Raw genomic sequence first — 26519 nt, 5'->3', positions numbered from 1 at the left:
CCCACCTTCTGGAGACCCCCATGCGACTGAAAGCATCGCTGGCAATCGCCACCGCGGCCCTGCTCGGCCTCACCGCGTGCGGCTCGGGCGACAAGGAAACGCCGAAGGACACCGGACCGGTTTCGTTGCGCATGACGATCTGGACCGCCAACGAGGCGCACCTGAAGCTGTTCAACGAGATCGCCACCGAGTACAAGGCCGCCCACCCGAACGTCACCGAGATCAAGTTCGACTCGCTGCCGTTCGACACGTACACCACCGCGCTGACCACCCAGATCGCCGGCGGCAACCAGCCCGACCTCGCCTGGATCCTGGAGAACTCCGCGCCCGACTTCGTCTCCTCCGGCGCGCTCGTCCCGCTCGACGACACGCTGAAGAAGACGCCGGGCTATCAGTTCGAGGACCTCGGCGCCAGCCCGATGAAGCTCTGGCAGAGCCAGGGGAAGTTGTACGCGTACCCGTTCTCGACCTCGCCGTTCGGCATGTTCGTCAACAATGACCTGGTGAAGAAGGCGGGCAAGCCCACGCCCGCGGAGCTCATCGCGGCCGGGAACTGGAACTGGGACACCGCGCTGCAGACCGCGTCGGCCGTCAACGCCGCCACCGGCAAGGCCGGGCTCGTCGTGCGGGACTTCGACTACAAGTCGTGGCAGAACCTGGCCAGCTTCTGGGGCGGCTGGGGCGCGCAGGCGTGGAGCGCCGACGGCAAGACCTGCGGCTTCGACAAACCCGAGATGGTCGAGGCGATGACGACGCTGCACAAGGCGATCTTCACCGACAAGGCCCTGCCGGGCCCGGGCGTCACCGCCGACTTCTTCGCCGGCGACGCGGCCATGACGATCACCCAGATCAGCCGGGCGTCGCTGCTGAAGAACCAGTTCGGCTGGGACCTGGTGCCGCTGCCGAAGGGCAAGGTCGGCGACTACGCGGTGTTCGGCCAGGCCGGCATCGGGGTGTTCAAGAAGGGCAAGCACGCCACCGCGGCGCAGGAGTTCCTCGCGTTCATGACCAGCCCGGCGAACTCGGCGAAGCTCGCCGCGTACTTCCCGCCGCCGCGCACGTCGCAGCAGACCGCCGAGACGCTCGCGAAGACCAACCCGCTGCTCAAGCCCGAGCAGCTGCAGAAGGTCGTCGTCGACGGCATCACCAAGGGCGCCGTCGGCCCCAGCCACGCCGGGTTCGCCGAGCTGTCGCAGAACGTCCGCGCGAGCCTCGACCCGCTGTGGCAGCCGCAGGCCGACGTCAAGGCGGTGCTGTCCGGCGTGTGCGCGAAGATCTCCCCGCAACTGGCGAAGCAGTGAGGCTTCGGTCAAAGACCGCGGACCGGCTGGCTGGGTGGCTGTTCATCGCCCCCCAGCTGGCCGGCTCGGCCGTCTTCGTCTTCGCGCCGCTGTGCCTCGTCCTCTGGTACAGCCTGCACGAGTGGAACGTGCTCGCCGGCAGCTTCGAGTTCGTCGGCGGCGACAACTACCAGGCCCTGCTCGACGACCCGACCCTGCCGTCGGTGCTGCGGGCCACCGGGATCTTCTCCGTCGGGCTGGTCGTGTTCAACCTCAGCCTCGCGCTGCTGCTCGCCGTGCTGCTCAACCAGCGGCTGCGGGGGCTCACGGTGTACCGGACGCTGTTCTTCTCCCCCGTGGTCGTGTCGCTCGTCGCCTGGACGATCGTGTGGGGCTTCCTGCTGCAGTCCAACGGCGGCATCAACGGCCTGCTCCAGACGGTCGGAGTCGAGGGTCCCAACTGGCTGCGGACCGGGCCGACCGCGATGGTGTCGGTGATCGCGGTGCAGGTGTTCAAGAACGTCGGGCTCAACATGGTGCTCTTCCTGGCGGCGCTGCAGGGCGTGCCGGGCGAGCTCTACGAGGCCGCCCAACTGGACGGCGCGTCGGCGTGGACCCGGTTCCGGCGCATCACGGTGCCGATGATCAGCCCCACGATCCTGCTCACGTCCATCATCACCGTGGTCGGGTCGCTGCAGGTCTTCGCCCAGATCGCCGTCCTCACCCAGGGCGGGCCGGGCACGTCGACGACGGTGCTCGTCTACTACCTCTACCAGCAGGCGTTCCAGTTCCATCACTTCGGCTACGGCTCCACCCTGGCCATCCTGCTGTTCGTCATCGTGCTCGCCCTGACGCTCGTGCAGTGGCAGCTGCGCCGGAAGTGGGTCGTCCATGAGCAATAAGGCCAAGGTGCTGGTGTACGGGCTGCTGTCGGTGCTCTGCGTGCCGTTCGTGTTCCCGACCTGGTGGATGGTGACGTCGTCGTTCAAGTCGACGAGCGAGATCTTCACGTACCCGCCGAAGCTGCTGCCCTCCGAGTGGCACTTCGGCGCGTACCGGGAGGTGTTCCGGCTGCAGCCGTTCGCGGAGCAGTACTGGAACAGCCTGTACATCGCGGCGGTCGTCACCGTGGGCACCATGGCGGTCGCGTCCCTGGCCGGCTACGCCTTCGCCCGGATCCAGTTCCCCGGGCAGAACGCGATGTTCGTGGTCGTGCTCACCGGCCTGCTCATCCCGAGCGAGGTGACGATCGTGCCGCTGTTCCAGCTGTTCAACCGGTTCGGGCTGATCGACACGCACTGGCCGCTGATCCTGGTGCCGATCTTCGGCGCGCCGAGCGTCCTGGCGACGTTCATCATGCGGCAGTTCTTCGTGACGCTGCCGAAGGAGCTGGAGGAGGCGGCGCGCGTCGACGGGCTCGGCCGGTTCAACACGTTCCGGCTGATCGCCCTGCCGCTCGCCCGCCCGGCGCTGGGGGCGGTCGGCATCTTCACGTTCCTCAACAGCTGGAACCTGTTCCTGGAGCCGGTGGTGTACCTGTCGAGCAAGGACAAGTTCACGCTGCCGCAGGCGTTGACGCAGTACGTCGACGCGTACGGCGGGCCGATGTGGGACGTCCAGCTGGCCGCCGCGTCGCTGACCGCGCTGCCCGTCCTGGTCGTGTTCGTGCTCGCCCAGCGCCAGTTCGTCGAGGGGCTGGCCCACACGGGGCTCAAAGGGTGATACACCTTCCAGCGTGAGCAGAAGGGTCACGCAGCGGGACATCGCGCGGATGACGGGGGTGAGCCAGGCGACCGTGTCGCTGGTGCTCAACAACCGCACCGGTGACGACGTGCGGATCGCGCCCGAGACCAGGCAGCGGGTCCTGGACGCGATCCGCGCCACCGGTTACGTCGCCGACCCGGTGGCGCGGCGGCTCGTCTCGGGGCGGAACCGGATCCTCGGTGTGTTCACCTACGAGCCGGTGTTCCCGAGCACGGCGGCGGACTTCTACCACCCGTTCCTCGTCGGCATCGAGCAGCGGGCCGAGCAGGTCGGCTGCGACCTGCTGCTCTTCACGTCGCGGGCCGACAGCCGGCGGATCTTCCACGCCGACAGCCGGATCGGGATCGCCGACGGCACGATCCTGCTCGGGCGGCGGGTCGACCGCGACGACCTGGCCCGCCTCGTCGGCGAGGGGCACGCGTTCGTGTCCGTCGGCCGGCGCGACGACGCCGGCGGTCCGGTCCCCTACGTGGGCGCCGACTACCCCGCGGCGGTGGCGGCGCTGGTCGAGCGGGCCACTGGGCTAGGACACTCCCGGATCGGCTACCTGGGGACCGGCGGGCCCGCGGAGTCGCACGCCGACCGGCTCCGGGGCTTCTTCTCCGCCGGCCCGGCGGCAGTCGTACACCTGCCGCCGCCGTCGACCGGATGGCTGGACGCGATCGGGCGGGAGCGGCTCACGGCCGTGTTCCTGGAGGAGTACGCCGACGCGGTCGCGCTGGTGGCGGCGGCCCGGGAGCGGGGGCTGGCGGTGCCCGGGGACCTGTCGGTGGTGGCGCTCGGCGAGCCCAGCGGCCTGGCGCCGGTCGACGGGAGCATCACCGGGCTGCGGATTCCGCGCCGGGAAATGGGCTGGCAGGCCGTGGACCAGCTGACCGAGACGATCGAGGGCGGTGGTGCCGTGCAGCGGTTGCTGCCGTGCACCGTCCATCCGGGCGCGACACTTAGCCGCATATTGTGATCGAGCCGCGACCCCGTTGGGGCCGCGGCTCGTTCGCGTTTTCACCGGAATGCGACGCTGCATCGACCGGTTTCTCAACCCGTGGAAATCCAGTGCCGATCCAGTGCCGATCCAGTGCCGATCCCTGGCCGGTTGATCGTGTTTAGCGGCCGGCCTCGGCGTGGTAGCGGTCCACCACGTCCTGCTTGATCCGGCCCCGGTCGGAAACGTCGATACCCTTGGCCTGCGCCCATTCCCGAATGGCACGGTTCTGGTCGCGGTCGCCGCGGGTGACGCCCCGGCCGCGCACCTCGCGGCCGCGCACGGTGCTCACCACGCCGCCCCGCCCGATCTTCGTCGCGGCGGCGACGAACGGGGCGACTGCGTCGCGGAGCTTCGCCGCGTTGGACGCGGACAGGTCGATCTCGTACTGCACGCCGTCGAGCGCGAACACGATGCTCTCGGCGGCGGGCTTGCCGTCGATGTCGTCGATCAGCTCGTGGATGACGCGTTTCGCCATGAGTGGCCTTTCTTCAGGTGCTGCCAATGCGTGCCGCATCACCGACACGTGCGTGCCGCATCATTTGGACACGAACCAAGATACTCAGCGGGATAGTACGCCCCGATCGGGGCGACATTACTCCCACCGTACCGTTTTCGCTCACCCCTCGCTGAATCAGACCGTCACGAAACGCATACAACATGAAACGCGCACAATCGGTTAAGGTCGGCGAACCGCGGCCGCCGAGTCACCCCGCCCGGATGTGCTTGCCTCATCCCCGGCGCTCGCATGATCGCTGTCGTGAAGTCAGGCGAGCATCCGGAGCGACAGCAGCAACGCCGCACCAACGACGAGCAGCAGTCCTCCGACGGAGACGATCCGCACCAGCCAGGAACCCTCCCGTACCAGGCGGGTCCAGCGCTGCAACTGCCGTTTCGTAAATTTCAACAGCCGCCGCGCCCAGTGGAACTCCATCGCCAGGATCGCCAGCCCGCCAAGGATGATGAGCCATCCCGGCCCCGGCAACGGCAGCAGCACCACGCCGACGGCGATGACCAGCGTGCCGGCGAACGCGACCACGATCTTCACGCCGAAGCGGCCGATCCGCGTCGCGTAGAGACGCTCCCGCCAGCCCAGCAACCGGTCGGCGATCCGCCGCCACCGGCCACCGGGCCCGAGGGCGCCCCGCAGGTCGGCTTCGGGCTCACTACCCGCTCCGGCGGCCAGGTCCGGCGCAGCGACACGCCGGAAGTCACCCTGGGGAGAGCCAAGCCGTCCGGAATCAGGCGTAACGCCCGACCCGTCCGCCTCACTGTCGCGCAATTTCCGTTCCCATCACTGGATAACCCGTCACTCCCACGAACCACTGGACGTTACCCGAATGAATTGACGTACGGCCCACACGTCACGTCAAGGACCCCGGTCACGCACTGAAAACCGGACATCGCGCGCACGTTGTTCGGTTGACGGCAAATCGGGCCCAGAAACACTACAGAGTGAGATCGTAGAATCACTACGCGTAACACTGGGAATCGCCTCAACATAAGAGAGGCGGGGCACGGCATGCTCCGCAGCGGTGCCGGGGGGAGTACGACATGAGCGCTATCCGACCATCGACCGTCGAGGTCGAGACATCCCTACGACTCGTCGCGCCCGACGCGACTGCTTTGCCGGTGCGAGCCAGCTTGCGCTACGACCCGAACGACCCGTACGCGGTCCACGTCCTCTTCCACGCCGAGTCGGCGGGAGGCGAGCCGGTCAGCTGGTCCTTCGCGCGTGAGCTGCTCTTCACCGGTCTGGACGAGCCCGCCGGCATCGGCGACGTCCGGGTCTGGCCCTGGAACGGCCCGCGCGGCGACTTCGTCGCACTGGCACTGTCCTCGCCGGACGGCAACGCACTGTTCGAGGTCCCACGCAGCGTGCTGGTGCGATTCCTGCGCCGGACGTACAGCGTCGTGCCGCGCGGGCACGAGACGGACCACCTGGACGTCGACAACGCCGTCAGCCGGCTGCTCGCGGGGCGCTGACCTCGCAACCGCCCACGGGCCGGCCCCGCAGTTGCCAGCGGGGCGCCCCACGGCACAGCCACCGACCGCGAACCGCACCACCGGGACCGCGTCAACCGGGCGCCACACCGACGACCACCCTCCGCGAGCAGTCCGCCAGCTGCCGAGGGCCTGGCCGTGGCGTGGCGCCCGACGTTTCCGCCGCCGTCCCATCGGGTTTCCTTCCCTGCGTTCCATGGATTTCGGGCTTCCTTCCCTTCATTCCATGGTGCACGGCGGAGCGCCGGTCCCGCTGAAGCGGACATTGCCCCACGGGTCGATCTCCAGCAGGCGGGCCGGCACGGCGTCGGCGGGCGCGCACCGCAGCAGCACGTCGCGGCGGCCCGCGCGCACCAGCGCCGGCACCGCCGGACCGCCGGCCATCCGCCCGCCCCAGTGGTAGCGGCCGTCCAGCGGCTGGAAGTGCCCGCTCAGGTGCAGCTCAACGGCGTGGGCGGCGCCGTCGACGAGCAGCTCGGCCTTGACCGGTCGCGGTTCCTCAGGCATGGTACTGATGAGTACCAAGTCCTGCCGGAGCCGTCAAGGGAGCCGCGATGCCGACGACCGACACCCCTCAGGCGGCGCGCGAGGCGACCGCGGCGCGGCTGCTGAAGATCTCCGCCGGCACCTCCTACGACCCCGACGTCGACATCGACTGGCGGGCGCCGCTCGACCCGGGCCGCATGTACGCACCCGAGCACCGGCTGTCGCTGGCCGGCACCCCGTTGTGGGACGGGCTCACCCGCGAGCAGCGCGTCGAGCTGTCCAAGCACGAGGTCGCGAGCATCGCCAGCGTCGGCATCTGGTTCGAGATGCTGCTCATGCGGCTGCTGCTGCGCCACGTCAGCGACCAGGATCCGCGGACCGGTCACGTGCAGTACGCGCTCACCGAGATCGGCGACGAGTGCCGCCACTCCATCATGTTCGCCCGGATGATCGAGGCGTTCGGCACCCCCGCGTACCGGCCCGCACCGCTGGAGCGCGCGCTGGGCAAGTACCTCGGCGCGACCGCCGGCGGCGTGCAGACCTTCGCCGCCGCGCTCATCGCCGAGGAGATCCTGGACGCCCTGCAGCGCGAGGCGATGGCCGACGACAGCCTCCAGCCGCTGGTGCGGATGGTGTCGCGGATCCACGTCGTGGAGGAGGCCCGGCACATCCGCTACGCCCGCGACGAGCTGGCCCGGCAGGTCGCCGGTGCCGGCCCGATCAGCCTGGCCTACTCGCGGTTGATGATCGGGCGGGCCGCCTGGACCGTCACCCACTCGCTGATCCACCCGGGGGCGTACGCGGCGGTCGGCCTCGACCCGGCCGAGGCCCGCGCGGTGGCGTGGCGCAACCCCGCGTTCCGGGAGACGCTGCGCTGGTCCGCCGAGCGGATCACGACGTACCTGCAGGAGCTCGGACTCGTCGCCGGCCCGGCCAGGCGCCTGTGGCGGTCCTCGGCCCTGCTGTGAGAGCCGGCATTGCCGTCTCGCTGTGGGAGACGGCCTTGCTGTGGGGCTGGCCTTGCTGTGAGAGACGCAGATCACGGGACGGCGGGTGGTGGGCGCGCTACTGTTTGGTGAGTCGGTGTGCTGTGTGTCCCCGGGCCTCACCACACTGCCTTCACGGAATACCGTTCGGCTGGAGCCGTGATGCGCCTATCGCCGCGAGGCGACCTGGCACACCGACCTTAAACTTTCCCCACCCGCTGAGCCTCAGCTCAGCACCGCGTAGACCACCACGTTCTCGCGGTAGGAGTGCCTGGCGGTGTCGAACTCGCCACCGCAGGTGATGAGCCGGAGCTCCGGCAGCGGCGTCGGGCCGTAGACCTTGGCGCTGGGAAACCTGGCCTTCTCGTAGTGCTCGCGGGCCGTCACCTTGAATGTGAGCCACGCGCCGGCGCGCTGGACCTCGACCCGGTCGCCGGGTTTCAGCTCGTGCAGCTTGTAGAAGACCGCCGGGCCGGTGCGGGAGTCGACGTGGCCGGCGAGGACCGCGGGGCCCGGGTCACCCGGGACGGTGCCGGCGGCGAACCAGCCGGCCTCGTCGTACACCTTGGGGCTCTGCAGCTCGCCCTTCGGGTCGACCTGGAGGGACTCGAGGCCGGTGTCGACCCCGAGCGACGCGATCCGCAGCCGGGTCGGCGGCGTGTCCTGCCCGGTATCGCTCGGCAGGTCCAGGTCGATGCGGTGCGGGACGATCCAGGTCGACTCGCCCGCGTCGATGTCGATCCGGCGGCCGACGAGCGTCGCCGCGCCGGTGAAGACCGGCGCGGCGAGCGCGAGGACGCAGGCGACGAGGGTCAGGGTCCGGCGCCGCGGCGTGCGGTGCCGGACGACCCGGCCCGCGGACCTGACCATGTGCCGTTCCCCGGTGCGTCAGAGCTGGGTCGGGACCCGGTGGCGGCGGCGCAGGACCAGCAGGCCGGCCGAGGCGAGGACCACCAGCAGCGCGGCGGAGCCGAACGTCAGCCAGAGGCCGGTGCGGTCCGGGTCGTCCGCGGTGCCGCCGGCGCCCGTGTCGACGCCGCCCGCGGGCACGCCGTTGCTGGTCGCGTCGGTGCGCAGCTGGGCGGTGAGGCCGTTCTTGCCGTCCAGGACGATCAGCGAGTAGACGCTGCCGGCCTGCAGCGGGGCGGTGACCGTGGTCGCGGCGGTGGTCACGCTCGGCGGGGTGAGCCGCAGCGTCCACTTGCCGGGGTCGACCAGCTGGTAGTCGGTCGTGGAGGCGAACTGGACGCCGCCCGCCACCTTCGCGCCGCCCGCGATCGACACGTCCAGGACCGGCTCCTTCACTGACGCCTGCACGACGCGGACCTTCGCCTTGCCCTGCTCCGGCAGCGCCAGGTCGTCGGGGATGACGCGCAGGCCGAGGTCGGTGAACTTGCCGACGCCCGCCACGGTGTACGCCTTGCCCTCCACGACGGTGGCCTGGGTGCTCAGCACCGGCGGGCTGTCGGCGGCGGCACCCTTGGTGCGCATCGCGACCGCGTACGTGCCGGGCGCGAGCGGCAGGTACTTCGACACCACGCCGTAGCCGACCGCGTCGAACTTCTGCGTCGCCATCGACCCGCTGACCGAGCTCAGGTACACGTCGACGGCGGGTGTGTCCGGCGACAGGTGCGCGAGGCGGACGTAGCCGACCCCGGCGGCCGACGCCGGCGAGGCGCCGGCGAACGAGAGGCCGAGGCCGATGAGTGCCGCCGCGGAGAGCGCCGCGGTCCGTCGCCGCAGTGAAGCACCGATCACGATCATGTCCCTTTGCTCGATGGACCACCAGGAGGGATGGTTCGAGGGTACGTACCCGAGCGAGGGAAACTGAGTAATCCGTCCGGGCACCATAAGCACTGACCGATGTGCACGATGCCGAACGGGGCGGCGAAACACAACCGCTGGACGGTCCTTTTCCGCTACTGGGCGGTCACTGATCGGTAACGATCACTGTCTCGGCCCGCCTTGCCATCTCGGGCCGACTCACTGTCTCGGGCCGCCTCGCTATCTCGGGCTGCCGAAGTCCTGGGTCCAGATCGGGGTCTTGTCCTGGTACGCCAGCCCGACGCCGAGGTCCTTGAGGCCGCAGTTGAGGATGTTGGCGCGGTGACCGGAGCTGTTCATCCAGGCCTTCATGACGTCGGCGGGCGTCTTCTGGCCCTTCGCGATGTTCTCCGCCGCGCCGGACCACTTGTAGCCGGCGTTCGTGATGCGGGTCGCGAAGCTGGTGCCGTCCTGCGACGTGTGCGAGAAGTAGTCGTTGGCGGCCATGTCCTGCGAGTGCTTGCGGGCCGCGGTGGCGAGCTTCGCGTTGTAGGCCAGGGGCTTGCAGCCGGCCTTCGCCCGCTCGGCGTTGACGATCACGAGGACCTGCTGCTCGTACGAGAGGTTCCCGGGCGCGGCGGGGGCGGTCGTCTTCGGCTTCGCGGGCGGCGTGGTCTGCGCCTTCGTCGGCGTGGCGCTCGGCGGCGCGGCGCTGCTGGCCGCGGCCTCGGGCGTGGCGCTCGCGTCCCCGCTCCCGGCGGCGGCGGGGTCGCCCGCGTTCGCCGGGTCGCCGGTCGCGTCGCCCGCCACGGAGGTGCGGGCCGCGTCGCCGGTGTCGCCGTCGCGGCCGAGCAGCACGGCACCGCCGAACGCGGTCGCGCCGACCACCAGCAGCGCGGCGACCCCGACGCCGACGATCACGGCGAGCCGGGTGCCGCGGCGGTGCCTGGGCCCCTGCGCGTCCGCGGCGTCGTCGCCCTGGCCCTCGCCGTACGGCGCGCTCCCGTAGCCGTAACCGTCGCCCTGGCCGTAACCGTCGCCCTGGCCGTAACCGCCGCTCTGGCCGTAGCCGTCGGCGGGGCCGTAGCCGCTGCCGAAGCCGGCGTCCCGGCCGTCGCCGTAGGGCGTCCGGGGGTCGCCCTGCGGGGAGCCGCCGTAGGCGGGGCGGGCGGGTTCGGTGTTGCGGGCGTCGTACGGGCCGAACGCGGACACCAGCTGCCTCCTGAGGCACAGACGACTCAACCGCACCGAAGCCTATGAGCCGCGCCGCCGCCGGACCCAACCAGCGATGCCGATTTCACGACGATCTAAGCGAAACTTATGCCTCGGTCGCGCTGAGCAACGCCGTCACCCCGCGGCGCAGCACCCCGGTCGCGGCGGGCACGTCCAGGTGCAGCTCGTCGCGCAGCATCGACCACGACGCGAAGGTGGTCGCCACCGTGAGCGCGTGCAGGGTCTCCTCCCGGCTGTCGCCGGTGCGGTCCAGCTCCTCGGCGAAGAGCTTCTCCAGCTCGTCGCGGGCATTCGTCACGTACCAGGTCCGGTTGTGCCGCAGCGCCGCGGAGAACGGCTCCCGCAGGCGGGCCGCCCGGGCCGCCGGCGCGATGAGCTCCAGCAGCCTGGCCCGCTGCTCGCAGTACGCCTCGATCCGCCGGGGCAGGGGCAGGTCCGGCGGGACGGGCCGGTGCTCGGCGGTCTGCCGCTCCATCAGGCGCGCGCCGGCCGCGGCGAACAGCCGCTCCATGTCCTTGAAGTTGGTCCACAGGGCCCGCAGCGACACCCCGGCCCGCTCCGCGATCCGCTCCGCCGTCGGCTTGAGGTCACCCTCCTCCAGCAGCGCGAGGTGCGCGTCGACGATGGCCCGCCGGGTCCGCTCGGCCCGCAGCGTGCGCCCGTCGACCCGCCGCTGCCCGACCGCTGCCTCACTCACGCCAGCACCTCCGCTCGCCGCTCATTCGCGCCACCCCTGTTTCGCGGTCCCTGCACGGTGCTCCGTACCGCTCATGACTGATCAGCCTACGTGTGTACGGTGAGGTGCGTGGCACTGCGGACCGTGCACGAACTCGACATCGATCTCCCCGTCATCGACCAGGGTGAGCTCGAGCCCGTCAGCGCGCCGTGGGGAGGCAATCTCAACGATGCCCACGTGCAGACCGGGCGCGCCATCCGGACCACGCTCATCGACGCCCGCCTGCGCCGCTCCCACCTGGAGAATCTCGACCTCAACGGGGTCGTGTGGGAGGACGTGACGGTCTCCGGCTGCCGCTTCGAGAAGGTCGACTTCACCGCGGCGCGGCTGACCGGACTGACGTTCGAGCGGGTCCACTTCGTCAACTGCAAGCTCACCTGGGCGCACATCGCCGAGTCACGGCTCGGCGACGTGCTCTTCGAGGGCTGCCGGCTGGACGCGGCGAACCTCGACGACATCACGACGATCGGTCCGACCGGATTCGTCGGATGCGTCCTGGTCAACACCGTCTTCCGGGACTGCGTCCTGCCGCACGCGGCGATGTCCGGCTGCCGGCTGCGGCAGATGTCGTTCGAGAGCTGCGACCTGCGCGGCGCCGACCTGCGCGGCAACCAGCTGTCGGAGGTCAGCGGCGTGAGCAGCCTGCGCGGCGTGACGATCGAGCCGGCACAGCTGCCGGGCCTCACCGACGCGGTGATGCGGGACCTCGGCGTGATCGTCCGCGGGCCGAAGGGTTGACCCGCCAGCGGGGGCGGCGGCGCTGCGGGGGGACCGGCTCGTCGACGCACGCGGCCGGCCCGCTCGCCACGACCGGGGCCGCGAGCAGGTCGCGCGGGTCCGCCTCGACCGCGCCCTCGACGCTGGCGAAGGCGGCGATCCCGTCCATCCCGGCGGCGACCTGCGCCCACGACCGGATCGCCGGCGACGGCGCGGCGAGGCGCAACTCCCCGCCGCGCTGCCAGGCGAGCTCGGCGACCCGCACCAGCAGGGCCGCGCCGGCGGTGTCGCACACCGTCACCTCGGACACGTCCAGGACGAGCCGCGGCTCGGCCGCGACGAGGCAACCGACGAGCACCGGCTCGACGGTCTCGACGGTCCCTTCCACGAGCAACCCGTGCAGGGCAAGCACCACGGCGTTCATCGCTGTCGACGGTACCGGCAGACCCCGGCCCAATCGTCTCCTTCGGTCGGATGACCCCGCCCGGGCCGTCCCGTCACCCGCGGATCGCCTCCAGCGTCTTCTTCAATGCTTTCGGTGCGGTCGGGGTCGTCGGTGCGTCCGGGCGGAGCTGCTGCATACGGGCGCCGAGCTCCTGGAGCTGGGCGCGACTGAGCGCCTCACGGACCCTCGGGAACCACCCGTGCTCCTCCTCGTCGATGTGGTGCGTGACACTCTCGATGAGGACGGTGACCTTGGCATCGAAGTGCTCGTGGTCAGGCTTCATCTTGGCGAGCTCCATGCACAGCACGTCGGCGACGTGATGCTCCTCGTACGACTCGAGGATCTCCTCGTCGAGGTCCGGCACCAACCGGCGGACCTCCGGATACATCACCTCGTCCTCCAGGTACGTGTGCACGGTCAGCTCGGCCAGGATCTGCTTGACGATCCGCCCCTTCGCCCCCGCCGGTCCGTGCTCGGCTGCCTGGAACTCCTTGAACAGCCGCTTGACGTTCTTGTGGTCTTCCTTCAGCACGACGATCGCGTCGGTGGACATCGGGTCTCCTCCTGGGCGCAGCCTGACTGATGTCCGCATACCCGCCCATGAGCAGCACAAACGGGTCCTACCGGCGGGTGCTGACCACCATGCCGGAGCCGTGGTCGAGCTCCACGGAGACGAGATCGGGGTGAGACGTCAGCATCCGGCGTACGCCGGCCTGGCGGGCCTTGAAGTCCTCGGGCCAGTCGTCGACGACCCGCATGTCGTCGACCACGAGGATGCCGCGCGGCCGCAACGCGGCGATGGTCAGGTCGAGCCCTTCGATCTTGCCGCCCTGGGCGTCGGCGAAGATCAGGTCGAACATGCCCACGGCGGACGGCAGGAACGCCAGCGCGTCGGCGACCCGCAGGTCCACATAGGACGGCCAGGTCTCCCCCGCCGCGACCGCCGCCACCTTCTCGTCCACCTCGAGCGACGTCACGGTCACGTCGGTGCGCTCACCCAGGCCGGCGACGAGCCAGGCGACGCCGACCCCGGCGCCGGTGCCGAGCTCGAGGATGTGGCCGCCCGGGCGGATGCTCGCGGCGAACACGGCGAGGAGCCGGCCGACGGGCTGTTCGCAGGACATAGGGAAGCCACTGGTCTCGGCACGCTGATACGCGGCATCGACGAGATTCATGGCACCGACCCTACCGAACGGTGCCCGGCGGGCCGTGCGAAGCTGACCTCCGTGAAGTCACCCCGGATCCTCACCCTCGCCACCCTGCTGGCCCTCGCGGCGCCGGCGGCCCTCGCCGGCTGCGGCTCCTCGGGGGACTCGCCCTCCACCGGCGGCAAGGGCGGCGGCGCGCAGACCGCCACCAACGCGTTCGAGGTGAAGGACGACGTCAGCGTCGTCGAGATCGACAGCGCGGGCGGTGCGATCACCGTGAAGGTCGGCTCCGGCCCCACGATCAAGGTGACGGAGACGTCGACCTTCAAGGCCGACAAGCCCGGCCGCAAGCAGACCGTCGAGGGCGGCGAGCTGGTCCTCGCGTCGACCGGCTGCGCGAGCGGCGACTGCTCGATCGCGTACACGGTGGAGATCCCGTCGACGCTCAGCGTGCGCCTCGACAGCGCCGGCGGCACGGTCTCCCTCAACGGCCTCACCGGGATCATCGACGTGTCCACCGACGGCGGCGCGCTCACCGGGGCGGGCCTGGCCCCGCCGGAGCTGACCGCCCGCACCGGCGGCGGCGCCGTCGACGTGGCCGTCACCCAGTCCCCCGACCGCATCGACCTCGACAGCGGTGGCGGCGACGTGTCGCTGAAGCTCACCGCCGACGGCTACGCCCTCGACGTCCAGCTCGACGGCGGGAAGCAGTCCGGCACCGTGAAGTCCGACGCGGCCTCCGTGCACAAGGTGCACGTCATCACCGGCGGCGGCAGCCTCACCTTCAAGTAGTTCTTGTTCAGTCTTTCAGTCGGTCAGTGCGGAGTAGATCAGCTGGCGCAGCTGCGGCCGGATCGGGTGGGTGCTCGACGGCAGCAGCTGCGTGTAGAACGCCACGGTGAGCCGTTCCGCGGGGTCGATCCAGAAGGCGGTGCTGGCCGCGCCGCCCCAGTAGTACGTGCCCGGCGTCGACGGCGTCCTGGCCGGGACGGGGTCGCGGACCACGGCGAACCCGAGCCCGAAGCCGATCCCCTCGAACGTCGTCTCGGCGAACCCGCCCGTCTGCAGCCGGTCGAGGTCGACCCCGCCGGGCAGGTGGTTGCGGGTCATGAACCGCACGGTCCGGCTGCTCAGCAGCCGCTCCCCCGCCGTCCCGTCCCGGCTCGTCGTGCCCTCCCGCAGCAGCATCGCGGTGAACCTGTCGTAGTCGGCGGCGGTGGAGATCAGCCCGCCGCCGCCGGACTGCATCGCCGGCTCCTCCAGCGCGTACTTGCCGATGGCGTCGAACCTGGTCGCCTTGCCGCTGGCGGGGCTGGGCACGTAGAGCGCGGCGAGCCGCTTCGCGTCGTCACCGTCGGGGTCCACCGACCAGCGGGTGTCGGCCATGCCGAGCGGCTCGAAGATCCTGGTCCGTAGGAAGTCGCCGAGGCTCTGGCCGGAGACCACCTCGACGAGCCGCCCGAGCACGTCGGTGGACACCCCGTAGCCCCACCCGGTGCCGGGCTGGAAGAGCAGCGGCAGCGCCGCCCAGTCCCGGCTGGCCTGCGCCAGGTCCACGCCCGTCTTGGCAAGGACGTCGTACCCCGCCTTGCGGTACAGCGCGTCGACGACCGAGGTCTGCAGGAACCCGTACGTGAGCCCCGACGTGTGCGTCAGCAGGTGCCACACCCGGATCGGCTCGACCGCCGGCACGGTGAACGGCGCGGAGGCAGACCCCCGGTCGTACACCTGCGGCGCCGCGAACTCGGGCAGCCACCTGCTGATCGGGTCGGTCAGCTCGAACCGCCCCTCCTCCCAGAGCATCATCGCGGCGACCGAGGTGACGGGCTTCGACATCGAATAGATGCGCCACAGCGTGTCAGGCTCGACCGGCAGCCCGGCCTCCATGTCCCGCCACCCGTACGTCGAGGCGTGCGCCACCCGCCCGTCCCGGCTCACCACGAGCTGCCACCCCGCCAGTCGCCCGTCGTCGACGTACCTGGCGAAATGCTCGTCCAGCCCAGCCAGCCGCTTCGCGTCGATGCCGACCTGCCCGGGCGCGACCTCAGGTTCGATGCTCACGCCCGGCAGCCTAAACGCGACCTCAGCTCCGCGCGAGATGCGGAACCCACACCCGAGCCGAACCGGCGGGCGGTTCCGTGCCGGTGCGGCTGGGTGGTGGACCGGTCCGCGCTGCCTCGGCCCGTTGCGCGACCTTGCCTCTGCAGGGGCGGGTCGGCGTGGGCCAGGCGGCGACGGCGGGCGGGTCAGCTCACCGCGAGCTGCTCCGCTCCCGCGACGACCTTGTCCACGAAGCCGTAGTCGACGGCCTCCTGGGCGGTGAACCAGCGGTCGCGGTCGGAATCGGCCTCGATCTGCTCATAAGTCTGGCCGGTGTGCTCGGCGATCAGGCGCTGCATGGTCTTCTTCGTGAAGAGCATCTGCTCGGCCTGGATGGCGATGTCGGAGGCGGTGCCGCCGATGCCGCCGGAGGGCTGGTGCATCATCACGCGGGAGTGGGGCAGGGCGTAGCGCTTGCCGGGGGTGCCGGCGCTGAGCAGGAACTGCCCCATCGAGGCGGCCATGCCCATCACGACGGTCGAGACGTCGTTGGGGACGAAGCGCATGGTGTCGTAGATGGCCAGGCCGGCGCTGATGACGCCGCCCGGGGAGTTGATCCAGAAGCTGATGTCCTTCTCGTTGTCCTCGGCGGCGAGGAGGATCAGCTGGCCGCAGATGCGGTTGGCGCTCTCGTCGTTGACCTCGGTGCCGAGGACGATGATGCGCTTGGCGAGCAGCCGGTCGAACACCGCGCTGTCGAAGGGGATCTGCGTGTCTGCCATGAGCGGCGTCCTTTCCCGGGGCTTTCCTCGACCGTAGTGATCGCACCCCGGGAAGGGAGCCCTGGTTCGCTGTGAGCGTGTTCGCTGTCAGCGTGCTCGATGCACGCCAAATGCTGATATTTCCGGTTTAGCGGGCGCGCAGCGCCTGATAAACCGGAAGCCCGCGGGAGTACAGCGCCTGGCAAGCCGGAATCGCGTGGGCTTGGAGCACCTGAGAAGGCCGGCAGTGCGCGGGCGCGGAGTGCCTGGCAGAGCCGGAAGCACGCGGAAGCAGAGTGCCCGGTGAGCCGGAGCACAACGGGACGCTCATTCGGGGCGCAGGATCGGGCGCAGGGTGTCCAGGACCGACGGGTCCTCGATCGTGGACGGGACCGCCGGGTCGGCGCCGGCGGCGATGCCGCGCATCGTCTTGCGCAGGATCTTGCCGGAGCGGGTCTTCGGCAGCGCCGGCACGACCTGCACGCGGCGCAGGGAGGCGACCGCGCCGATGCGCCGGCGTACCGACGCGACCAGCTCCTGCTCGATGACCTCGTGCTCGGTGTCGATGCCCGCCTTCAGCACCACGAACCCGCGCGGCACCTGCCCCTTGAGCTCGTCGTCGACGCCGATGACCGCGCATTCGGCGACGGCCGGGTGGGCGGCCAGCACCTCCTCCATGGAGCCCGTGGACAGCCGGTGCCCGGCGACGTTGATGACGTCGTCGGTGCGGCCCATGACGTAGAGGTAGCCGTCGTCGTCGAACCGGCCGCCGTCGCCGGTCAGATAGACGTCGGGGAACGCGCTCAGGTACGACTCGACGAACCGCTCGTCGTCGTGCCACAGGGTCGGCAGGCAGCCCGGCGGCAGCGGCAGGCCGATGACGATCGCGCCGTCGACGCCGGCCGGGGCGGGTGCGCCGTCCGGCTGCAGGACCCGCACGTCGAAGCCCGGCACCGGCACCGACGGCGAGCCCGCCTTCGTCGGCATCGGCTCCAGGCCGCGCAGGTTCGCCGCGACCGGCCAGCCGGTCTCCGTCTGCCACCAGTGGTCGACGACGGGGACGCCGAGGGTGGCGCCGGCCCACTCGTAGGTCTGCGGGTCGAGCCGCTCCCCCGCCAGGAACAGCGTGCGGAGCGAGTCCGTCCTGTACCGGGCGGCGAAGCTGCCCGACGGGTCCTCCTTGCGGATCGCGCGGATCGCGGTCGGCGCGGTGAACAGGGCCGTCACGCCGTGCTGCTCGATGACCCGGAAGAACGCGCCCGCGTCCGGGGTGCCGACGGGCTTGCCCTCGTACAGGACGGTCGTGGCGCCGGCGAGCAGCGGGCCGTAGACGATGTACGAGTGGCCGACGACCCACCCCACGTCGGACGCCGCCCAGAACACGTCGCCGGGCCCCGTGGCGTACACGTTGGCCATCGACCAGGTCAGCGCGACGGCGTGCCCGCCGTTGTCGCGCACGATGCCCTTCGGCCGGCCCGTCGTGCCCGACGTGTACAGGATGTACAGCGGGTCGGTGGCGGCCACCGGTACACACGCCGCCTCCGCCGCACCGTCGAGGGCGTCCTCCCAGGTCAGGTCGCAGTCCTGCAGCACGCCGGGGGCCTGCGGCCGCTGGAGGACGACGCAGCGGTCGGGCCGGTGGGTGGCCTCGGCGAGCGCGGCGTCGAGCAGCGGCTTGTACTCCACGACGCGGCTGCCCTCGATCCCGCACGACGTCGCGACGACCACCTTCGGCCGGGCGTCGTCGATGCGGGCGGCGAGCTCCTTCGGCCCGAACCCCCCGAACACGACCGAGTGCACCGCGCCGAGCCGCGCGCACGCGAGCATCGTGATGACCGCCTCCGGAACCATCGCCATGTAGACGACGACCCGGTCCCCCTTCTCGACCCCCAGCTCGCGCAGCGCTCCCGCGCACCTGGCGACCTCGTGTCGGAGTTCGCGCCAGGTGTACGAGCGGAGGGTGCCCGTCACAGGACTGTCGTAGATGAGGGCCGTCTCGTCGGCGCGCCCGGCGGCGACGTGCCGATCGACGGCGTTGTAGCAGGTGTTGAGCTCGGCGTCGGGGAACCAGCGGTAGAACGGCGGGCGGTCGCCGTCCAGCACCCGCATCGGCATGCGGTCCCAGTCGACCCCGGCGGCGGCATCCCGCCAGAACCCGTCGGGGTCGGTGAGGCTGCGCTCGTACGTGTCGCGATAGGCGCCCATCCCTCGATGCTTACACCGGAGCGCTCCGGCTGGCCAGACCTGCCGGGGCATGGTCGAGTGCGGCCTGGATCGCGGCCACCAGCGCCCTGGCCGCCTCCTCGGTCAACTCGACCGCGACCCGCGCCGCCGGCCCCCGCGCCGGGTCCGCGAAGTCGATGTTGAGCGTGTGCCCGAACGGCGCGTGGTGCGGGTGGTCGACGTACACCGCCGCCCGCGTCACCCCGAACCAGCCGTCCGGCCCTTTCGCGCTGCCCTCGATCTCGACGGTCTCGGTGTCGTACGTGCACATGCTCAGACCTCCAGCCGCTTGTCGCCGAGGTGCCGGTCGAAGAACGCGAAGATCCGCTTCCACCCGTCGACCGCCGCCTGCTGCCGGTACCCCGGCCGGTCCGGCGAGAAGAACCCGTGCCCCGCCCCCTCGTAGCTGTGCCGCTCGAACTGCTTGCCGTGCTCGGCGAGGATCCCGGCGAGCCGCTCGACCTCCGCCGGTGCGGGGTTCCTGTCGTCGACGCCGAACAGCCCGAGCACCGGGCACCCGAGGTCAGGCAGCCGATCCTTGATCGACGTCATCTTCAGCCCCGTCGACGCCGCCGGCGGCTCCAACGCGAACGCCCCGTAACAGTCCACCGCCGCGTCCAGCGGCATCGCCGTCGCGACCAGCAGCGCCTGCCGCCCACCCGAGCAGTGCCCGATCACCCCGACCTTGCCGTTGTGCCCGTCCATCGCCCGCAACGCATCCGCCGCGGTCCGCACGTCCTGGATGACCTGCTCGTCCGGAATCCCGCCCTGCCCCCGCACGAACGCCGAAGCGTCATCCGGCGACGCCCCCGGCGCCTCCCGCCAGAACAGGTTGGGGCAGATCGCGAGGTACCCGTTCACCGCGAACCGCCGCACCATCTCCTTCGTCGACTCGTCCCACCCCGGCAGGTGATGAATCACCACAACCCCCGGAAACGCCCCCGGCCCAACCGGCCGGGCCTGGTAGGCCTGGATCTTCTCGTCACCGACGTACACCGTCTCGGCACGAATCGCATCAGACATACCCCCAACGTACTGCCGCCCCCACTCACCTCGACGCCACCGCCCAGCGTGGTGGTCAATGGAGGATTCCGGCCGCGATGACAGCCAGATCCGTCCTTCGATCTACGTCCCCACCAGCCGCCGCGACCACCGCCACCACACAGGACGACCCGACAAACAGCCCCGCCCCAGGCCACCTCACTCCCCCAACACAAGGCCCCGGCGCATCGATCGACCACATCCCCGCAGCGAGGGCAAAATCAGGCCAAACAGCGCACTGCTCACGAAAAGGCCCGGCACAGCGCGAGCCGGCACGGAGCAGCACGGCCAGGGCACAGGGCAGCTCAGTGCAGGACGGCACGGATCGGATCGAAGTCGCGCAGACCCGACCCACGCGGGTGCCCTGCACCGCCTGGCCGACCCGGCGCCGAGCCACTGACCGGTCGGCGCCACGGAGGTCACACGCCCGCCGACGCCGGTCGGCTGTGGTGGCACGACCCGAACCTGGGCGACGCAGGTCGAAGCCGGGCACCGGTCCAGCCCGTACCGCGCCCACCGAAGCGTCACCCACGAAGCGAACCACGCGGCGGCCAAACCGCGCCCGGCCAGCCCCACGGCGGGGAGCGACACGGACCGCGCAGGTCGAAGTCCGGGGCGCCGGTCCGGCCAACGCCGCGTTGAGCGAAGCAACGCCGACGACGCGGCGCGACACCCAGCCATGCCACCCAATGGCAATCGACGCGGCAGCCGACCCAAGAGCCACGCACCGCCGCACCCCAGCCACGCCACGCGATGGTTGGCGAGGCAACGGCCATCGACGCGGCAGACCGGCCAAAGAGCCACGCGCCGCACCCGAGCGCCGGCGCCAAACAGTGGGCGACGAAGCGACGCGGCACCCAGCAAGTCCCGGCACACCGGAGCCGCGCAGCAGCCGGCGACGCCACGCGGCGGCCAGCAGCGCGACGCAGCGGCCGGCTGAGCACCGCGGCCAGCTGAGCAACGCGGCGGCCGGCTGAGCAGCGCCGCACCTGGGCGGAGTTGCACGGCGGCTGCGTCCGGAGCCAGCTCACCGACCGCGGCTAGGGCGGCGGGCGAGGTGACGCAGCCCGCAGCACCCAGCACCGCCGCGCCCAGCCACGCCATGCGGTGGTTGGCGGGGCTGGTGAGGCGGTGCTGGGTGAGGGTCGCGGCGCGGGGGCGAGTGAAGTGGACGAAACGGACGGCGGGGCGTGGGTTGGGAGTTACTGGCGGCCGGGTTCCAGGCGGCGGAGGGCCAGGCGGGCCAGGGCGATCAGCGCGGTGATGTGGAGCAGGAGGATCAGGACCGAGCGCCACCAGGCGCCGGTGTTGTGGGCCCAGAGGGTGTCGTTGAAGGGGATCATCGACGTGAGGTCGACGGTGGAGGCGCCGGCGGCCAGGCCCCAGCGGGTGGGGAAGAGCCAGGCGATCTGCTGGAGGACGGTCTGGCCTTCGAGCTCGAAGAGGCCGCCGGAGAGGACGAGCTGGGCCATCACGACCACGACGAGGACGGGGGTGGTCTGCTCGGTGGTCTTGGCGAGGGCGCTGACGAGCAGGCCGAACGCCATGGAGGCGAGGGCCACCAGGGCGACGGGGATGCTGATCTCCAGGAGCCAGTGCTCGGGGAAGATCAGGGGGGCCTTGGGCGGGTTCTTGCCGAGGAGGGCCAGCCAGGTGAAGAGGGCCGTCTGGCCGACGATGATGATGGAGAAGACGAAGACCTTCGAGGCGAGGTAGGCGCCGGCGGAGAGGCCGACGGCGCGTTCGCGCTTGTAGATGGTGGCCTCGTTGACGATCTCGCGGATCGCGGCGGCGGTGCCCAGGAAGGCGGCGCCGACGGCCAGCACCACCAGGAGACGCTGGGCCTCGAGGCTGATTCTGCCCGTGCCCGGGGCGAGACCGTTGTCACCGGGGACGGTGCGGGTCAGCAGGGCCAGGGCGAGCGGCAGACCCAGGGTGAACAGGGCAAGGCCGCGGTCGGCGCCGATGACCCAGAACATGCGCAGGCACAGGGTGAGGAACTGCCGGACCGGGGCCGCCGGGTGCAGGGCTCTGCTGCGCAGTGACGCACCGCCGAGCTTGACCCGCGCCCGCCCGACCGCCCGCGCCGGCTTCCCAGACAACGAACCAGACGGCGAACCAGACGGCGAACCAGACGGCGAACCAGGCGCGGCGGATGCAGCGGGGCCAGGAGCAGCGACGGGGGCAGGGGCAGGGGACGCCGGCCGCTGCGGCATGGTCTGTTCCGCGGTCTGCGAGTCCACACCGGTCTCGGACGGAGCCGGGTCGCGGGGCTGCGGGACGGTCACGCGCTCGACCGCGGCGGGCTTCGGCAGCGGCGCCTCGGCGATCTGGGCGGTCACATACTTCGTGTAGAGCTCCGAGCTGCGATACGTCCGCATCCAGTGGTCGGCGTTGGTCGTGACCTCGCGGAACACCTCGGCGTAGTCCTCGGCGCCGAAGAAGGAGAGCAGCTCGCCGGGCGGGCCGAAATAGCCCATGCGGCCGCCGACGGTCAGGACGAGGACGCGGTCGCACAGGTCGAGGTGCATGACGTTGTGGGTCACGACGGCCACGGTGCGGCCCTTGTCGGCGAGGTCGCGGAGCTCCTCCATGACCTCCTTGTCGAGCGCCGGGTCGAGGCCCGACGTCGGCTCGTCGAGGAACAGCAGCGACGGCTCGGTCAGCAGCTCCAACGCGACCGAGACGCGCTTGCGCTGGCCGCCGGAGAGCTTGTCGATGCGCATCTTGGCGCGCTCGGTGAGTTTGAGGGTGCGCAGCACCTCGGCGACGCGGCCGCGGCGCTCCTCGCGCGGCACGTCGTCGGCGAAGCGCAGCGCGGCGGCGAAGCGCAGGGCGCGGCGGACGGTGAGCTGGCGGTGCAGGACGTCGTCCTGCGGGACCATGCCGATGCGGTAGCGCAGCTCGGCATAGTCGGCGTAAAGGTCGCGGCCGTCATATCGGACCGTGCCCTGGGTGGCGGGCCGCAGCCCGGCGACGGCCTTGATGAGGGTCGACTTGCCACAGCCGGAGGGGCCGATGACGCCGAGCAGGCTGCCCTCCGCCAGGGCGAAGCTGACGTCGTCGAGCAGGATCGCGTCCTTGATGCGCACGGTGAGGTCGTCGGCGATGAGGGAGGACGGGCCGGCGTCCTCGAACTCGTGCAGGCGCATCCCGTCGAAGATGAACTCGTGCCGGCCGATGGAGATCATGTCGCCGGGCTGCATCGCCTGGCGGGCGACCTGCTTGCCGTTGTGGAACGTGCCGTTGCGGCTGCCGAGGTCGACGACCTCATAGCCGGTCGGGGTGCGGCGCAGCTCGGCATGGTTGCGCGAGGTGCGCAGGTCGGTGAGGACGATGTCGTTGTCAGGGCCGCGGCCGAGGCGGATCAGCGCCGCCGCGTCGTGCAGGGCGGCCTCCCGCTGCGCCGGCGGCTGGGCCGCGGGGACCGGCTCGGTGATCGTGACGACCTTGAACGCGACCTTGGGACCGTCGGCGGCGCCGAGGTGCACCGCTCCCCCGTCGACGGCGGCGACGAAGGCGGCCTTCTCCCCGTCGACATACGTCCCATTGCGGCTGCCGAGGTCGCGCAGGAACCAACCGTCATCGTTCCAGATCACCTCGGCGTGCCGGCGGGAGATCAGGGTGCCCTCGACGACCAGGTCGTTGGCCGCGTCGCGGCCGATGGTCACGGTGTCGTCGGGCCGCACCAGTGAGCGCGCCTCACCGGCGGGGCCGGTGACGGTCACTTCGAGGACGGTGAGCTCGCGGGTCACGGTCTGCTGGTCATTGCTCGCCACGGCCATCATCATGCCGCCCACGTACGACAGAAAACAGCCGGGGATTCTTGTATCAGGAAGCTGACTTCCTCCCTCTAGTTTCCAGACCACGTGAGGAGGAGAGCCCATGGCACCAGCGGACGCCCGTTCGGAGCAGTGGCGGTCGCGACGCGCCCGCAGGCTCGCCGGGCTGGGGTGGGTGCGTCGCGAGGACCGGGCGGACGGCACTCCGGTGCGGTTCGTCGCGGACGAGCTCCTGGTGCTCGACGACCACTTCGCCACCGCTCGTCAGGCGTTCATGGAGCAGGGGTTCACCGTCCGGGACATCGTGGAGGAGGGGGATGTCCCGGAGGGGTTCCGGCGGGTGCGGTTGCCTGGCCTGGACGTCGCGCGTGCCGCGAGGCGGGTGCGGGTCCAGGCCGAGGCGGCCGGTGACACCAGGGTGGCCGCCGGGCCGAATCACGTGTTCGTGTCGACGCCGTTCGAGCACGCGGGGCCGTATGGACCGCCGCGGCCGGCGGCGCCGGGGCACCTCACGGTGCGTGACCGTGCGGTGCCGGAGGTCGAGGTGCTGGTGCTGGACACCGGGGTGTGGCTCAACAGCCCGCTGCCCAAGGACCGGTATGTCACCGACGACTACGAGTCCGGCATCCAGGGCGACGAGGAGGTGCGCGACGGTGACGTCGGGCATGCCAACTTCGTCGCCGGGGTGCTGATCGCCAGTTCCGCACACGTCCGGCCACGGGTGGTGAGGATCGTCGACACGCACGGGGTGTGCCGGGAGACCGACCTGATCGCGGGGCTCCGGCAGGCGTACGACCATCAGCTCATCAACCTGTCACTGGGCGGTTACACGCTCGACGACCGGCCGCCGGTCCTGCTGACGGCGGCGCTGACGGAGTTGCTGGGCAGCGGCGACCGGGTGGTGGTCGCCGCGGCAGGCAACGACGGGCAGCACGACCGGCCGTTCTGGCCGGCGGCGTATGCGGGGACCAGCGCGTCGTGGCGGCGGCGGGTGGTCGCGGTCGCGGCGCACGACGGCCGGCGGATCAGCGACTGGAGCAACACCGGCACGTGGATCACGCTCGTGGCGCCGGGCGCCGACGTCACCAGCACGTTCGTGCACCACGAGGACTTCGGCGACGGCTGGGCACGGTGGAGCGGGACCTCGTTCGCCGCGCCGTTCGTCGCGGCGGCGATCGCCGACGCGTTGCCCGGTGCCGGCTCGGCCCGGCTGGCGGCGGAGGCGGTCATCGCCGGCGCGTCCCGCCGGTATGGCCGCTACGCGGGGCTGGCGTGATCGTATGCGCCACGGCAGGGGGCAGCGATGCCACACCGGGAGCATTACCAGGGGGAGGGGGGTGACGGGGTGCGGCACACAGGTCGCCGCACCCCGTCACCGGCAGGTCGCGATGATAGCCTTCGAGACCATGGCTGAGCCTGAAAACGCCGAGCTCCTGAGGGCGGCCGCCACCGGCGACCAGAAGGCCTGGGAGTCCATCGTGGACAGATATGCCAACCTTGTCTGGTCGGTCGCACGCAGCTTCCAGCTCGGCCGTTCCGACGCCGCCGACGTCAGCCAGGCGACCTGGTTACGGCTGGTCGAGCACATCGCCGACGTCCGTGACGCGGACCGGCTCGGCTCATGGCTGGCCACCACCGCCCGGCGGGAGGCGCTCGCGCTGCTGCGCCGCGGCGGGCGGGACGTGCCGGCCGGCTCGGCCACCGACTTCATCGGGATCCTCGGCGGCGCGCTCGCCGGCGAGGACGAGGAGCTCGACGCGGGGGTGCTGCGCGACGAGCGGGACAAGGCGCTGTGGCACGAGTTCCGTTCACTGTCCGGCCCCTGCCAGCAGTTGTTGCGGGTGCTCATCGCGGACCCGCCGCCGAGCTACGCCGAGGTGTCGGCCGCCCTCGACGTGCCGGTCGGCAGCATCGGACCGACCCGGCAGCGCTGCCTCGGCACGCTGCGACGCAGATTGGGCTCGACGACGACATGAGGCCACGACGGACCACACCAAAGGCACAGACGCAGGCACAGACGCAGACACAGTCACAGGCAGGGCCGACCCGATGATCGGGGAGGAAGAGGTGCTCAGGGCATTGCGCGACATCGCGGGCCGTCACGACCCGGTGCCCGACGACGTGCTCGCGGCGGCCCGGGCCAGCATCGGCTGGCGTGACCCCGACGCGGCCCTGGCCGAGCTGACCGCCGACTCGGCCCGGGAGCGGCTCGTCGCGGTCCGTGGTGGCGGCTCGCCGCGGCTGCTGTCGTTCTTCGGCGGTTCGCTGACGATCGACGTGCAGGCGACGACCCGCGCGGGCGCCGTCGAGGTGGTCGGCACGGTGTCCCCCGCGGTGCCGGCCAGGATCGTCCTGGAGTCCCCGACGGGCAGCCACGTGACCGACGTCGACGACGAGGGGCGTTTCCGCTTCCAGGGTGTCGTTGCGGCGTCTGTACGACTGCGGTGCGAGCCGGCCGACGGTGCGCCCGTCCACACGGAATGGGTGCTGCTCTAAGAGGGGCAATTCGCCACGAGACGGACACTTCCGGCGGTACCCTGCAAGGCATGCCGATCGATCACGTGCAGATCGTGTCCATCCCGGTGAGCGACCAGGACCGGGCACGCGACTTCTACGTCAACGCGCTGGACTGGGAGCTGGTGAGCGACAACGACTCCGGCGACCGCCGGTGGGTCGAGGTGGCCCCGAAGCACGGCCAGACCGCGTTCACGCTCGTCACCTGGTTCGAGACCATGCCCCCGGGCTCGCTGCGCGGCATCGTGCTGGACACCGACGACATCGAGAAGACCTACGAGGAGCTGTCCGAGCGGGGCATCATCTTCGACGGACCGATCGAGGAAGGGCCGTTCTCGCGGGTCACGAGCTTCTCCGACCCCGACGGCAACACCTTCGTGCTGCACCAGCTCTACCAACCGCGCACGAGGGTACTAAGCTACCCGCCGGCAGGGTCGTAGCGCAGAGGTCGTCGCGCCCGCACAGCACGCTGGAGGACGTCGGTTCGATTCCGACCGGCCCTGCCCCTCTATGCTCGTCCCCGGTGGGCCGTAGCGCAGAGGTCGACGCACCGCTTTGCCAGAGCGGAGGACGCCGGTTCGATTCCGGCCGGTCCACCCACACGCTTCCTTGC

General features: G+C 71.1%; 28 protein-coding genes and 2 tRNA genes. 14 read left to right on the top strand and 16 right to left on the bottom strand.

Translation table 11 applies throughout. From position 1 onward, the window contains the following. Positions 1–20 precede the first annotated feature (20 nt). The 4 genes from ABD332_RS19340 to ABD332_RS19325 are packed head-to-tail and all read left to right on the top strand — an operon-like array spanning position 21 to position 4005. Positions 21–1301 (top strand): ABC transporter substrate-binding protein, encoded by a 1281-nt coding sequence (locus tag ABD332_RS19340; RefSeq protein WP_344503372.1) that lies wholly within the window; start codon positions 21–23, stop codon positions 1299–1301. Further along, on the top strand, positions 1298–2182 hold the full coding sequence (locus ABD332_RS19335; RefSeq protein WP_344503371.1) for a carbohydrate ABC transporter permease: 885 nt from the start codon (positions 1298–1300) through the stop codon (positions 2180–2182). Before ABD332_RS19340 ends, ABD332_RS19335 begins: the two co-directional genes overlap by 4 nt. Further along, complete coding sequence (locus ABD332_RS19330) at positions 2172–3002, top strand: carbohydrate ABC transporter permease (RefSeq protein WP_344503370.1); 831 nt, start codon at positions 2172–2174, stop codon at positions 3000–3002. The genes ABD332_RS19335 and ABD332_RS19330 overlap by 11 nt, the downstream gene beginning before the upstream one ends. A 13-nt stretch (positions 3003–3015) precedes the next feature. Beyond that, positions 3016–4005 (top strand): LacI family DNA-binding transcriptional regulator, encoded by a 990-nt coding sequence (locus tag ABD332_RS19325; protein WP_344503369.1) that lies wholly within the window; start codon positions 3016–3018, stop codon positions 4003–4005. A 142-nt stretch (positions 4006–4147) separates the two neighbouring features. On the opposite strand, the gene ABD332_RS19320 is transcribed toward ABD332_RS19325, so the two are convergent. Together ABD332_RS19320 and ABD332_RS19315 are read right to left on the bottom strand one after the other, a co-directional pair. Beyond that, the gene (locus tag ABD332_RS19320; RefSeq protein ID WP_344503368.1) at positions 4148–4504 is read right to left on the bottom strand and encodes a histone-like nucleoid-structuring protein Lsr2; all 357 of its coding nucleotides are present in this window, start codon (positions 4502–4504) and stop codon (positions 4148–4150) included. A 288-nt stretch (positions 4505–4792) separates the two neighbouring features. Next, positions 4793–5308 carry a TIGR02611 family protein gene (locus ABD332_RS19315; protein WP_344503367.1) on the bottom strand — a complete coding sequence of 172 codons (516 nt, stop codon included), beginning with the start codon at positions 5306–5308 and terminating at the stop codon, positions 4793–4795. A 272-nt stretch (positions 5309–5580) separates the two neighbouring features. On the opposite strand from ABD332_RS19315, the gene ABD332_RS19310 reads away from it, so the two are divergent. After that, the gene (locus tag ABD332_RS19310) at positions 5581–6012 is read left to right on the top strand and encodes an SsgA family sporulation/cell division regulator (RefSeq protein WP_344503366.1); all 432 of its coding nucleotides are present in this window, start codon (positions 5581–5583) and stop codon (positions 6010–6012) included. A 237-nt stretch (positions 6013–6249) separates the two neighbouring features. On the opposite strand, the gene ABD332_RS19305 is transcribed toward ABD332_RS19310, so the two are convergent. Next, positions 6250–6537, bottom strand: a complete 288-nt coding sequence (locus ABD332_RS19305; RefSeq protein WP_344503365.1) for a DUF4873 domain-containing protein — start codon at positions 6535–6537, stop codon at positions 6250–6252. A 47-nt stretch (positions 6538–6584) separates the two neighbouring features. Between ABD332_RS19305 and ABD332_RS19300 the strand changes: the two genes are divergently transcribed. Beyond that, positions 6585–7484, top strand: coding sequence for an AurF N-oxygenase family protein (locus ABD332_RS19300; RefSeq protein ID WP_344503364.1), 900 nt, complete (start codon positions 6585–6587; stop codon positions 7482–7484). Positions 7485–7727: 243 nt separating this feature from the next. Here ABD332_RS19300 and ABD332_RS19295 read toward each other — a convergent pair whose 3' ends face one another. From ABD332_RS19295 to ABD332_RS19280, 4 genes are all read right to left on the bottom strand, one after another. Next, entirely contained in the window at positions 7728–8372 is a 645-nt protein-coding gene (locus ABD332_RS19295) for a class F sortase (RefSeq protein ID WP_344503363.1), read from the bottom strand. A gap of 18 nt (positions 8373–8390) precedes the next feature. Continuing rightward, positions 8391–9266: a DUF4397 domain-containing protein gene (locus ABD332_RS19290; protein WP_425552240.1), complete on the bottom strand. Its 876-nt coding sequence runs from the start codon at positions 9264–9266 to the stop codon at positions 8391–8393. Between the two features lie 240 nt (positions 9267–9506). Then, a complete protein-coding gene (locus ABD332_RS19285; RefSeq protein WP_344503361.1) occupies positions 9507–10478 on the bottom strand; it encodes a CAP domain-containing protein in 972 nt (323 codons plus the stop codon). A gap of 106 nt (positions 10479–10584) precedes the next feature. Then, positions 10585–11196, bottom strand: a complete 612-nt coding sequence (locus ABD332_RS19280) for a TetR/AcrR family transcriptional regulator (protein WP_344503360.1) — start codon at positions 11194–11196, stop codon at positions 10585–10587. Positions 11197–11304: 108 nt separating this feature from the next. Between ABD332_RS19280 and ABD332_RS19275 the strand changes: the two genes are divergently transcribed. Further along, positions 11305–11973 (top strand): pentapeptide repeat-containing protein, encoded by a 669-nt coding sequence (locus ABD332_RS19275; RefSeq protein WP_344503359.1) that lies wholly within the window; start codon positions 11305–11307, stop codon positions 11971–11973. Here ABD332_RS19275 and ABD332_RS19270 read toward each other — a convergent pair. The 3 genes from ABD332_RS19270 to ABD332_RS19260 form a co-directional block, all read right to left on the bottom strand. Next, on the bottom strand, positions 11918–12376 hold the full coding sequence (locus tag ABD332_RS19270) for an STAS domain-containing protein (RefSeq protein ID WP_344503358.1): 459 nt from the start codon (positions 12374–12376) through the stop codon (positions 11918–11920). The genes ABD332_RS19275 and ABD332_RS19270 overlap by 56 nt on opposite strands. Before the next feature lie 73 nt (positions 12377–12449). Then, entirely contained in the window at positions 12450–12950 is a 501-nt protein-coding gene (locus ABD332_RS19265; protein WP_344503357.1) for a hemerythrin domain-containing protein, read from the bottom strand. A gap of 67 nt (positions 12951–13017) precedes the next feature. Further along, positions 13018–13572 (bottom strand): O-methyltransferase, encoded by a 555-nt coding sequence (locus tag ABD332_RS19260; RefSeq protein ID WP_344503356.1) that lies wholly within the window; start codon positions 13570–13572, stop codon positions 13018–13020. Positions 13573–13623: 51 nt separating this feature from the next. Between ABD332_RS19260 and ABD332_RS19255 the strand changes: the two genes are divergently transcribed. After that, on the top strand, positions 13624–14337 hold the full coding sequence (locus tag ABD332_RS19255) for a DUF4097 family beta strand repeat-containing protein (protein WP_344503355.1): 714 nt from the start codon (positions 13624–13626) through the stop codon (positions 14335–14337). Between the two features lie 15 nt (positions 14338–14352). Here the strand turns inward: ABD332_RS19255 and ABD332_RS19250 are convergent, their stop codons facing one another. The 6 genes from ABD332_RS19250 to ABD332_RS19225 all read right to left on the bottom strand — a co-directional run bounded on the left by ABD332_RS19250 (position 14353) and on the right by ABD332_RS19225 (position 23389). Next, a complete protein-coding gene (locus ABD332_RS19250; protein ID WP_344503354.1) occupies positions 14353–15606 on the bottom strand; it encodes a serine hydrolase domain-containing protein in 1254 nt (417 codons plus the stop codon). Positions 15607–15791: 185 nt separating this feature from the next. Next, the gene (locus tag ABD332_RS19245; protein ID WP_344503353.1) at positions 15792–16367 is read right to left on the bottom strand and encodes an ATP-dependent Clp protease proteolytic subunit; all 576 of its coding nucleotides are present in this window, start codon (positions 16365–16367) and stop codon (positions 15792–15794) included. Positions 16368–16673: 306 nt separating this feature from the next. Beyond that, a complete protein-coding gene (locus ABD332_RS19240) occupies positions 16674–18551 on the bottom strand; it encodes a propionyl-CoA synthetase (protein ID WP_344503352.1) in 1878 nt (625 codons plus the stop codon). A gap of 10 nt (positions 18552–18561) precedes the next feature. Further along, a complete protein-coding gene (locus tag ABD332_RS19235; RefSeq protein ID WP_344503351.1) occupies positions 18562–18840 on the bottom strand; it encodes a DUF6295 family protein in 279 nt (92 codons plus the stop codon). A gap of 2 nt (positions 18841–18842) precedes the next feature. Beyond that, positions 18843–19592, bottom strand: a complete 750-nt coding sequence (locus ABD332_RS19230) for a dienelactone hydrolase family protein (RefSeq protein WP_344503350.1) — start codon at positions 19590–19592, stop codon at positions 18843–18845. A 1220-nt stretch (positions 19593–20812) separates the two neighbouring features. Next, the gene (locus ABD332_RS19225; RefSeq protein WP_344503349.1) at positions 20813–23389 is read right to left on the bottom strand and encodes an FHA domain-containing protein; all 2577 of its coding nucleotides are present in this window, start codon (positions 23387–23389) and stop codon (positions 20813–20815) included. Positions 23390–23495: 106 nt separating this feature from the next. Here ABD332_RS19225 and ABD332_RS19220 point away from each other — a divergent pair, with 106 nt between their 5' ends. The 6 genes from ABD332_RS19220 (at position 23496) to ABD332_RS19195 (ending at position 26506) form a co-directional block, all read left to right on the top strand. Then, a complete protein-coding gene (locus tag ABD332_RS19220; protein WP_344503348.1) occupies positions 23496–24668 on the top strand; it encodes a S8 family peptidase in 1173 nt (390 codons plus the stop codon). 130 nt (positions 24669–24798) lie between these two features. After that, positions 24799–25368 carry an RNA polymerase sigma factor gene (locus ABD332_RS19215; protein WP_344503347.1) on the top strand — a complete coding sequence of 190 codons (570 nt, stop codon included), beginning with the start codon at positions 24799–24801 and terminating at the stop codon, positions 25366–25368. Positions 25369–25441: 73 nt separating this feature from the next. After that, on the top strand, positions 25442–25888 hold the full coding sequence (locus ABD332_RS19210) for a hypothetical protein (RefSeq protein ID WP_344503346.1): 447 nt from the start codon (positions 25442–25444) through the stop codon (positions 25886–25888). A 50-nt stretch (positions 25889–25938) separates the two neighbouring features. Further along, positions 25939–26346 (top strand): VOC family protein, encoded by a 408-nt coding sequence (locus tag ABD332_RS19205; protein WP_344503345.1) that lies wholly within the window; start codon positions 25939–25941, stop codon positions 26344–26346. Beyond that, positions 26337–26409: transfer RNA gene (locus ABD332_RS19200), tRNA-Ala, on the top strand. Before ABD332_RS19205 ends, ABD332_RS19200 begins: the two co-directional genes overlap by 10 nt. Positions 26410–26430: 21 nt before the next feature. Next, a tRNA-Gly gene (locus ABD332_RS19195) sits at positions 26431–26506 on the top strand. Positions 26507–26519: the final 13 nt, after the last annotated feature.

It is taken from the genome of Dactylosporangium maewongense (genome assembly GCF_039531485.1).
Taxonomy (GTDB): Bacteria; Actinomycetota; Actinomycetes; order Mycobacteriales; family Micromonosporaceae; genus Dactylosporangium; species Dactylosporangium maewongense.
Note: the sequence above shows the minus strand (reverse complement) of the source record. Positions and strands in the feature narration are given on the sequence as shown.

Coding starts and splice junctions, on each gene's coding strand:
- ABD332_RS19340 (WP_344503372.1), top strand. CDS start 21: ATGCGACTGAAAGCATCGCTGGCAATCGCCACCGCGGCCCTGCTCGGC.
- ABD332_RS19330 (WP_344503370.1), top strand. CDS start 2,172: ATGAGCAATAAGGCCAAGGTGCTGGTGTACGGGCTGCTGTCGGTGCTC.
- ABD332_RS19320 (WP_344503368.1), bottom strand. CDS start 4,504: ATGGCGAAACGCGTCATCCACGAGCTGATCGACGACATCGACGGCAAG.
- ABD332_RS19310 (WP_344503366.1), top strand. CDS start 5,581: ATGAGCGCTATCCGACCATCGACCGTCGAGGTCGAGACATCCCTACGA.
- ABD332_RS19305 (WP_344503365.1), bottom strand. CDS start 6,537: ATGCCTGAGGAACCGCGACCGGTCAAGGCCGAGCTGCTCGTCGACGGC.
- ABD332_RS19300 (WP_344503364.1), top strand. CDS start 6,585: ATGCCGACGACCGACACCCCTCAGGCGGCGCGCGAGGCGACCGCGGCG.
- ABD332_RS19295 (WP_344503363.1), bottom strand. CDS start 8,372: ATGGTCAGGTCCGCGGGCCGGGTCGTCCGGCACCGCACGCCGCGGCGC.
- ABD332_RS19290 (WP_425552240.1), bottom strand. CDS start 9,266: ATGATCGTGATCGGTGCTTCACTGCGGCGACGGACCGCGGCGCTCTCC.
- ABD332_RS19270 (WP_344503358.1), bottom strand. CDS start 12,376: ATGAACGCCGTGGTGCTTGCCCTGCACGGGTTGCTCGTGGAAGGGACC.
- ABD332_RS19265 (WP_344503357.1), bottom strand. CDS start 12,950: ATGTCCACCGACGCGATCGTCGTGCTGAAGGAAGACCACAAGAACGTC.
- ABD332_RS19260 (WP_344503356.1), bottom strand. CDS start 13,572: ATGAATCTCGTCGATGCCGCGTATCAGCGTGCCGAGACCAGTGGCTTC.
- ABD332_RS19245 (WP_344503353.1), bottom strand. CDS start 16,367: ATGGCAGACACGCAGATCCCCTTCGACAGCGCGGTGTTCGACCGGCTG.
- ABD332_RS19240 (WP_344503352.1), bottom strand. CDS start 18,551: ATGGGCGCCTATCGCGACACGTACGAGCGCAGCCTCACCGACCCCGAC.
- ABD332_RS19235 (WP_344503351.1), bottom strand. CDS start 18,840: ATGTGCACGTACGACACCGAGACCGTCGAGATCGAGGGCAGCGCGAAA.
- ABD332_RS19230 (WP_344503350.1), bottom strand. CDS start 19,592: ATGTCTGATGCGATTCGTGCCGAGACGGTGTACGTCGGTGACGAGAAG.
- ABD332_RS19220 (WP_344503348.1), top strand. CDS start 23,496: ATGGCACCAGCGGACGCCCGTTCGGAGCAGTGGCGGTCGCGACGCGCC.
- ABD332_RS19215 (WP_344503347.1), top strand. CDS start 24,799: ATGGCTGAGCCTGAAAACGCCGAGCTCCTGAGGGCGGCCGCCACCGGC.
- ABD332_RS19210 (WP_344503346.1), top strand. CDS start 25,442: ATGATCGGGGAGGAAGAGGTGCTCAGGGCATTGCGCGACATCGCGGGC.
- ABD332_RS19205 (WP_344503345.1), top strand. CDS start 25,939: ATGCCGATCGATCACGTGCAGATCGTGTCCATCCCGGTGAGCGACCAG.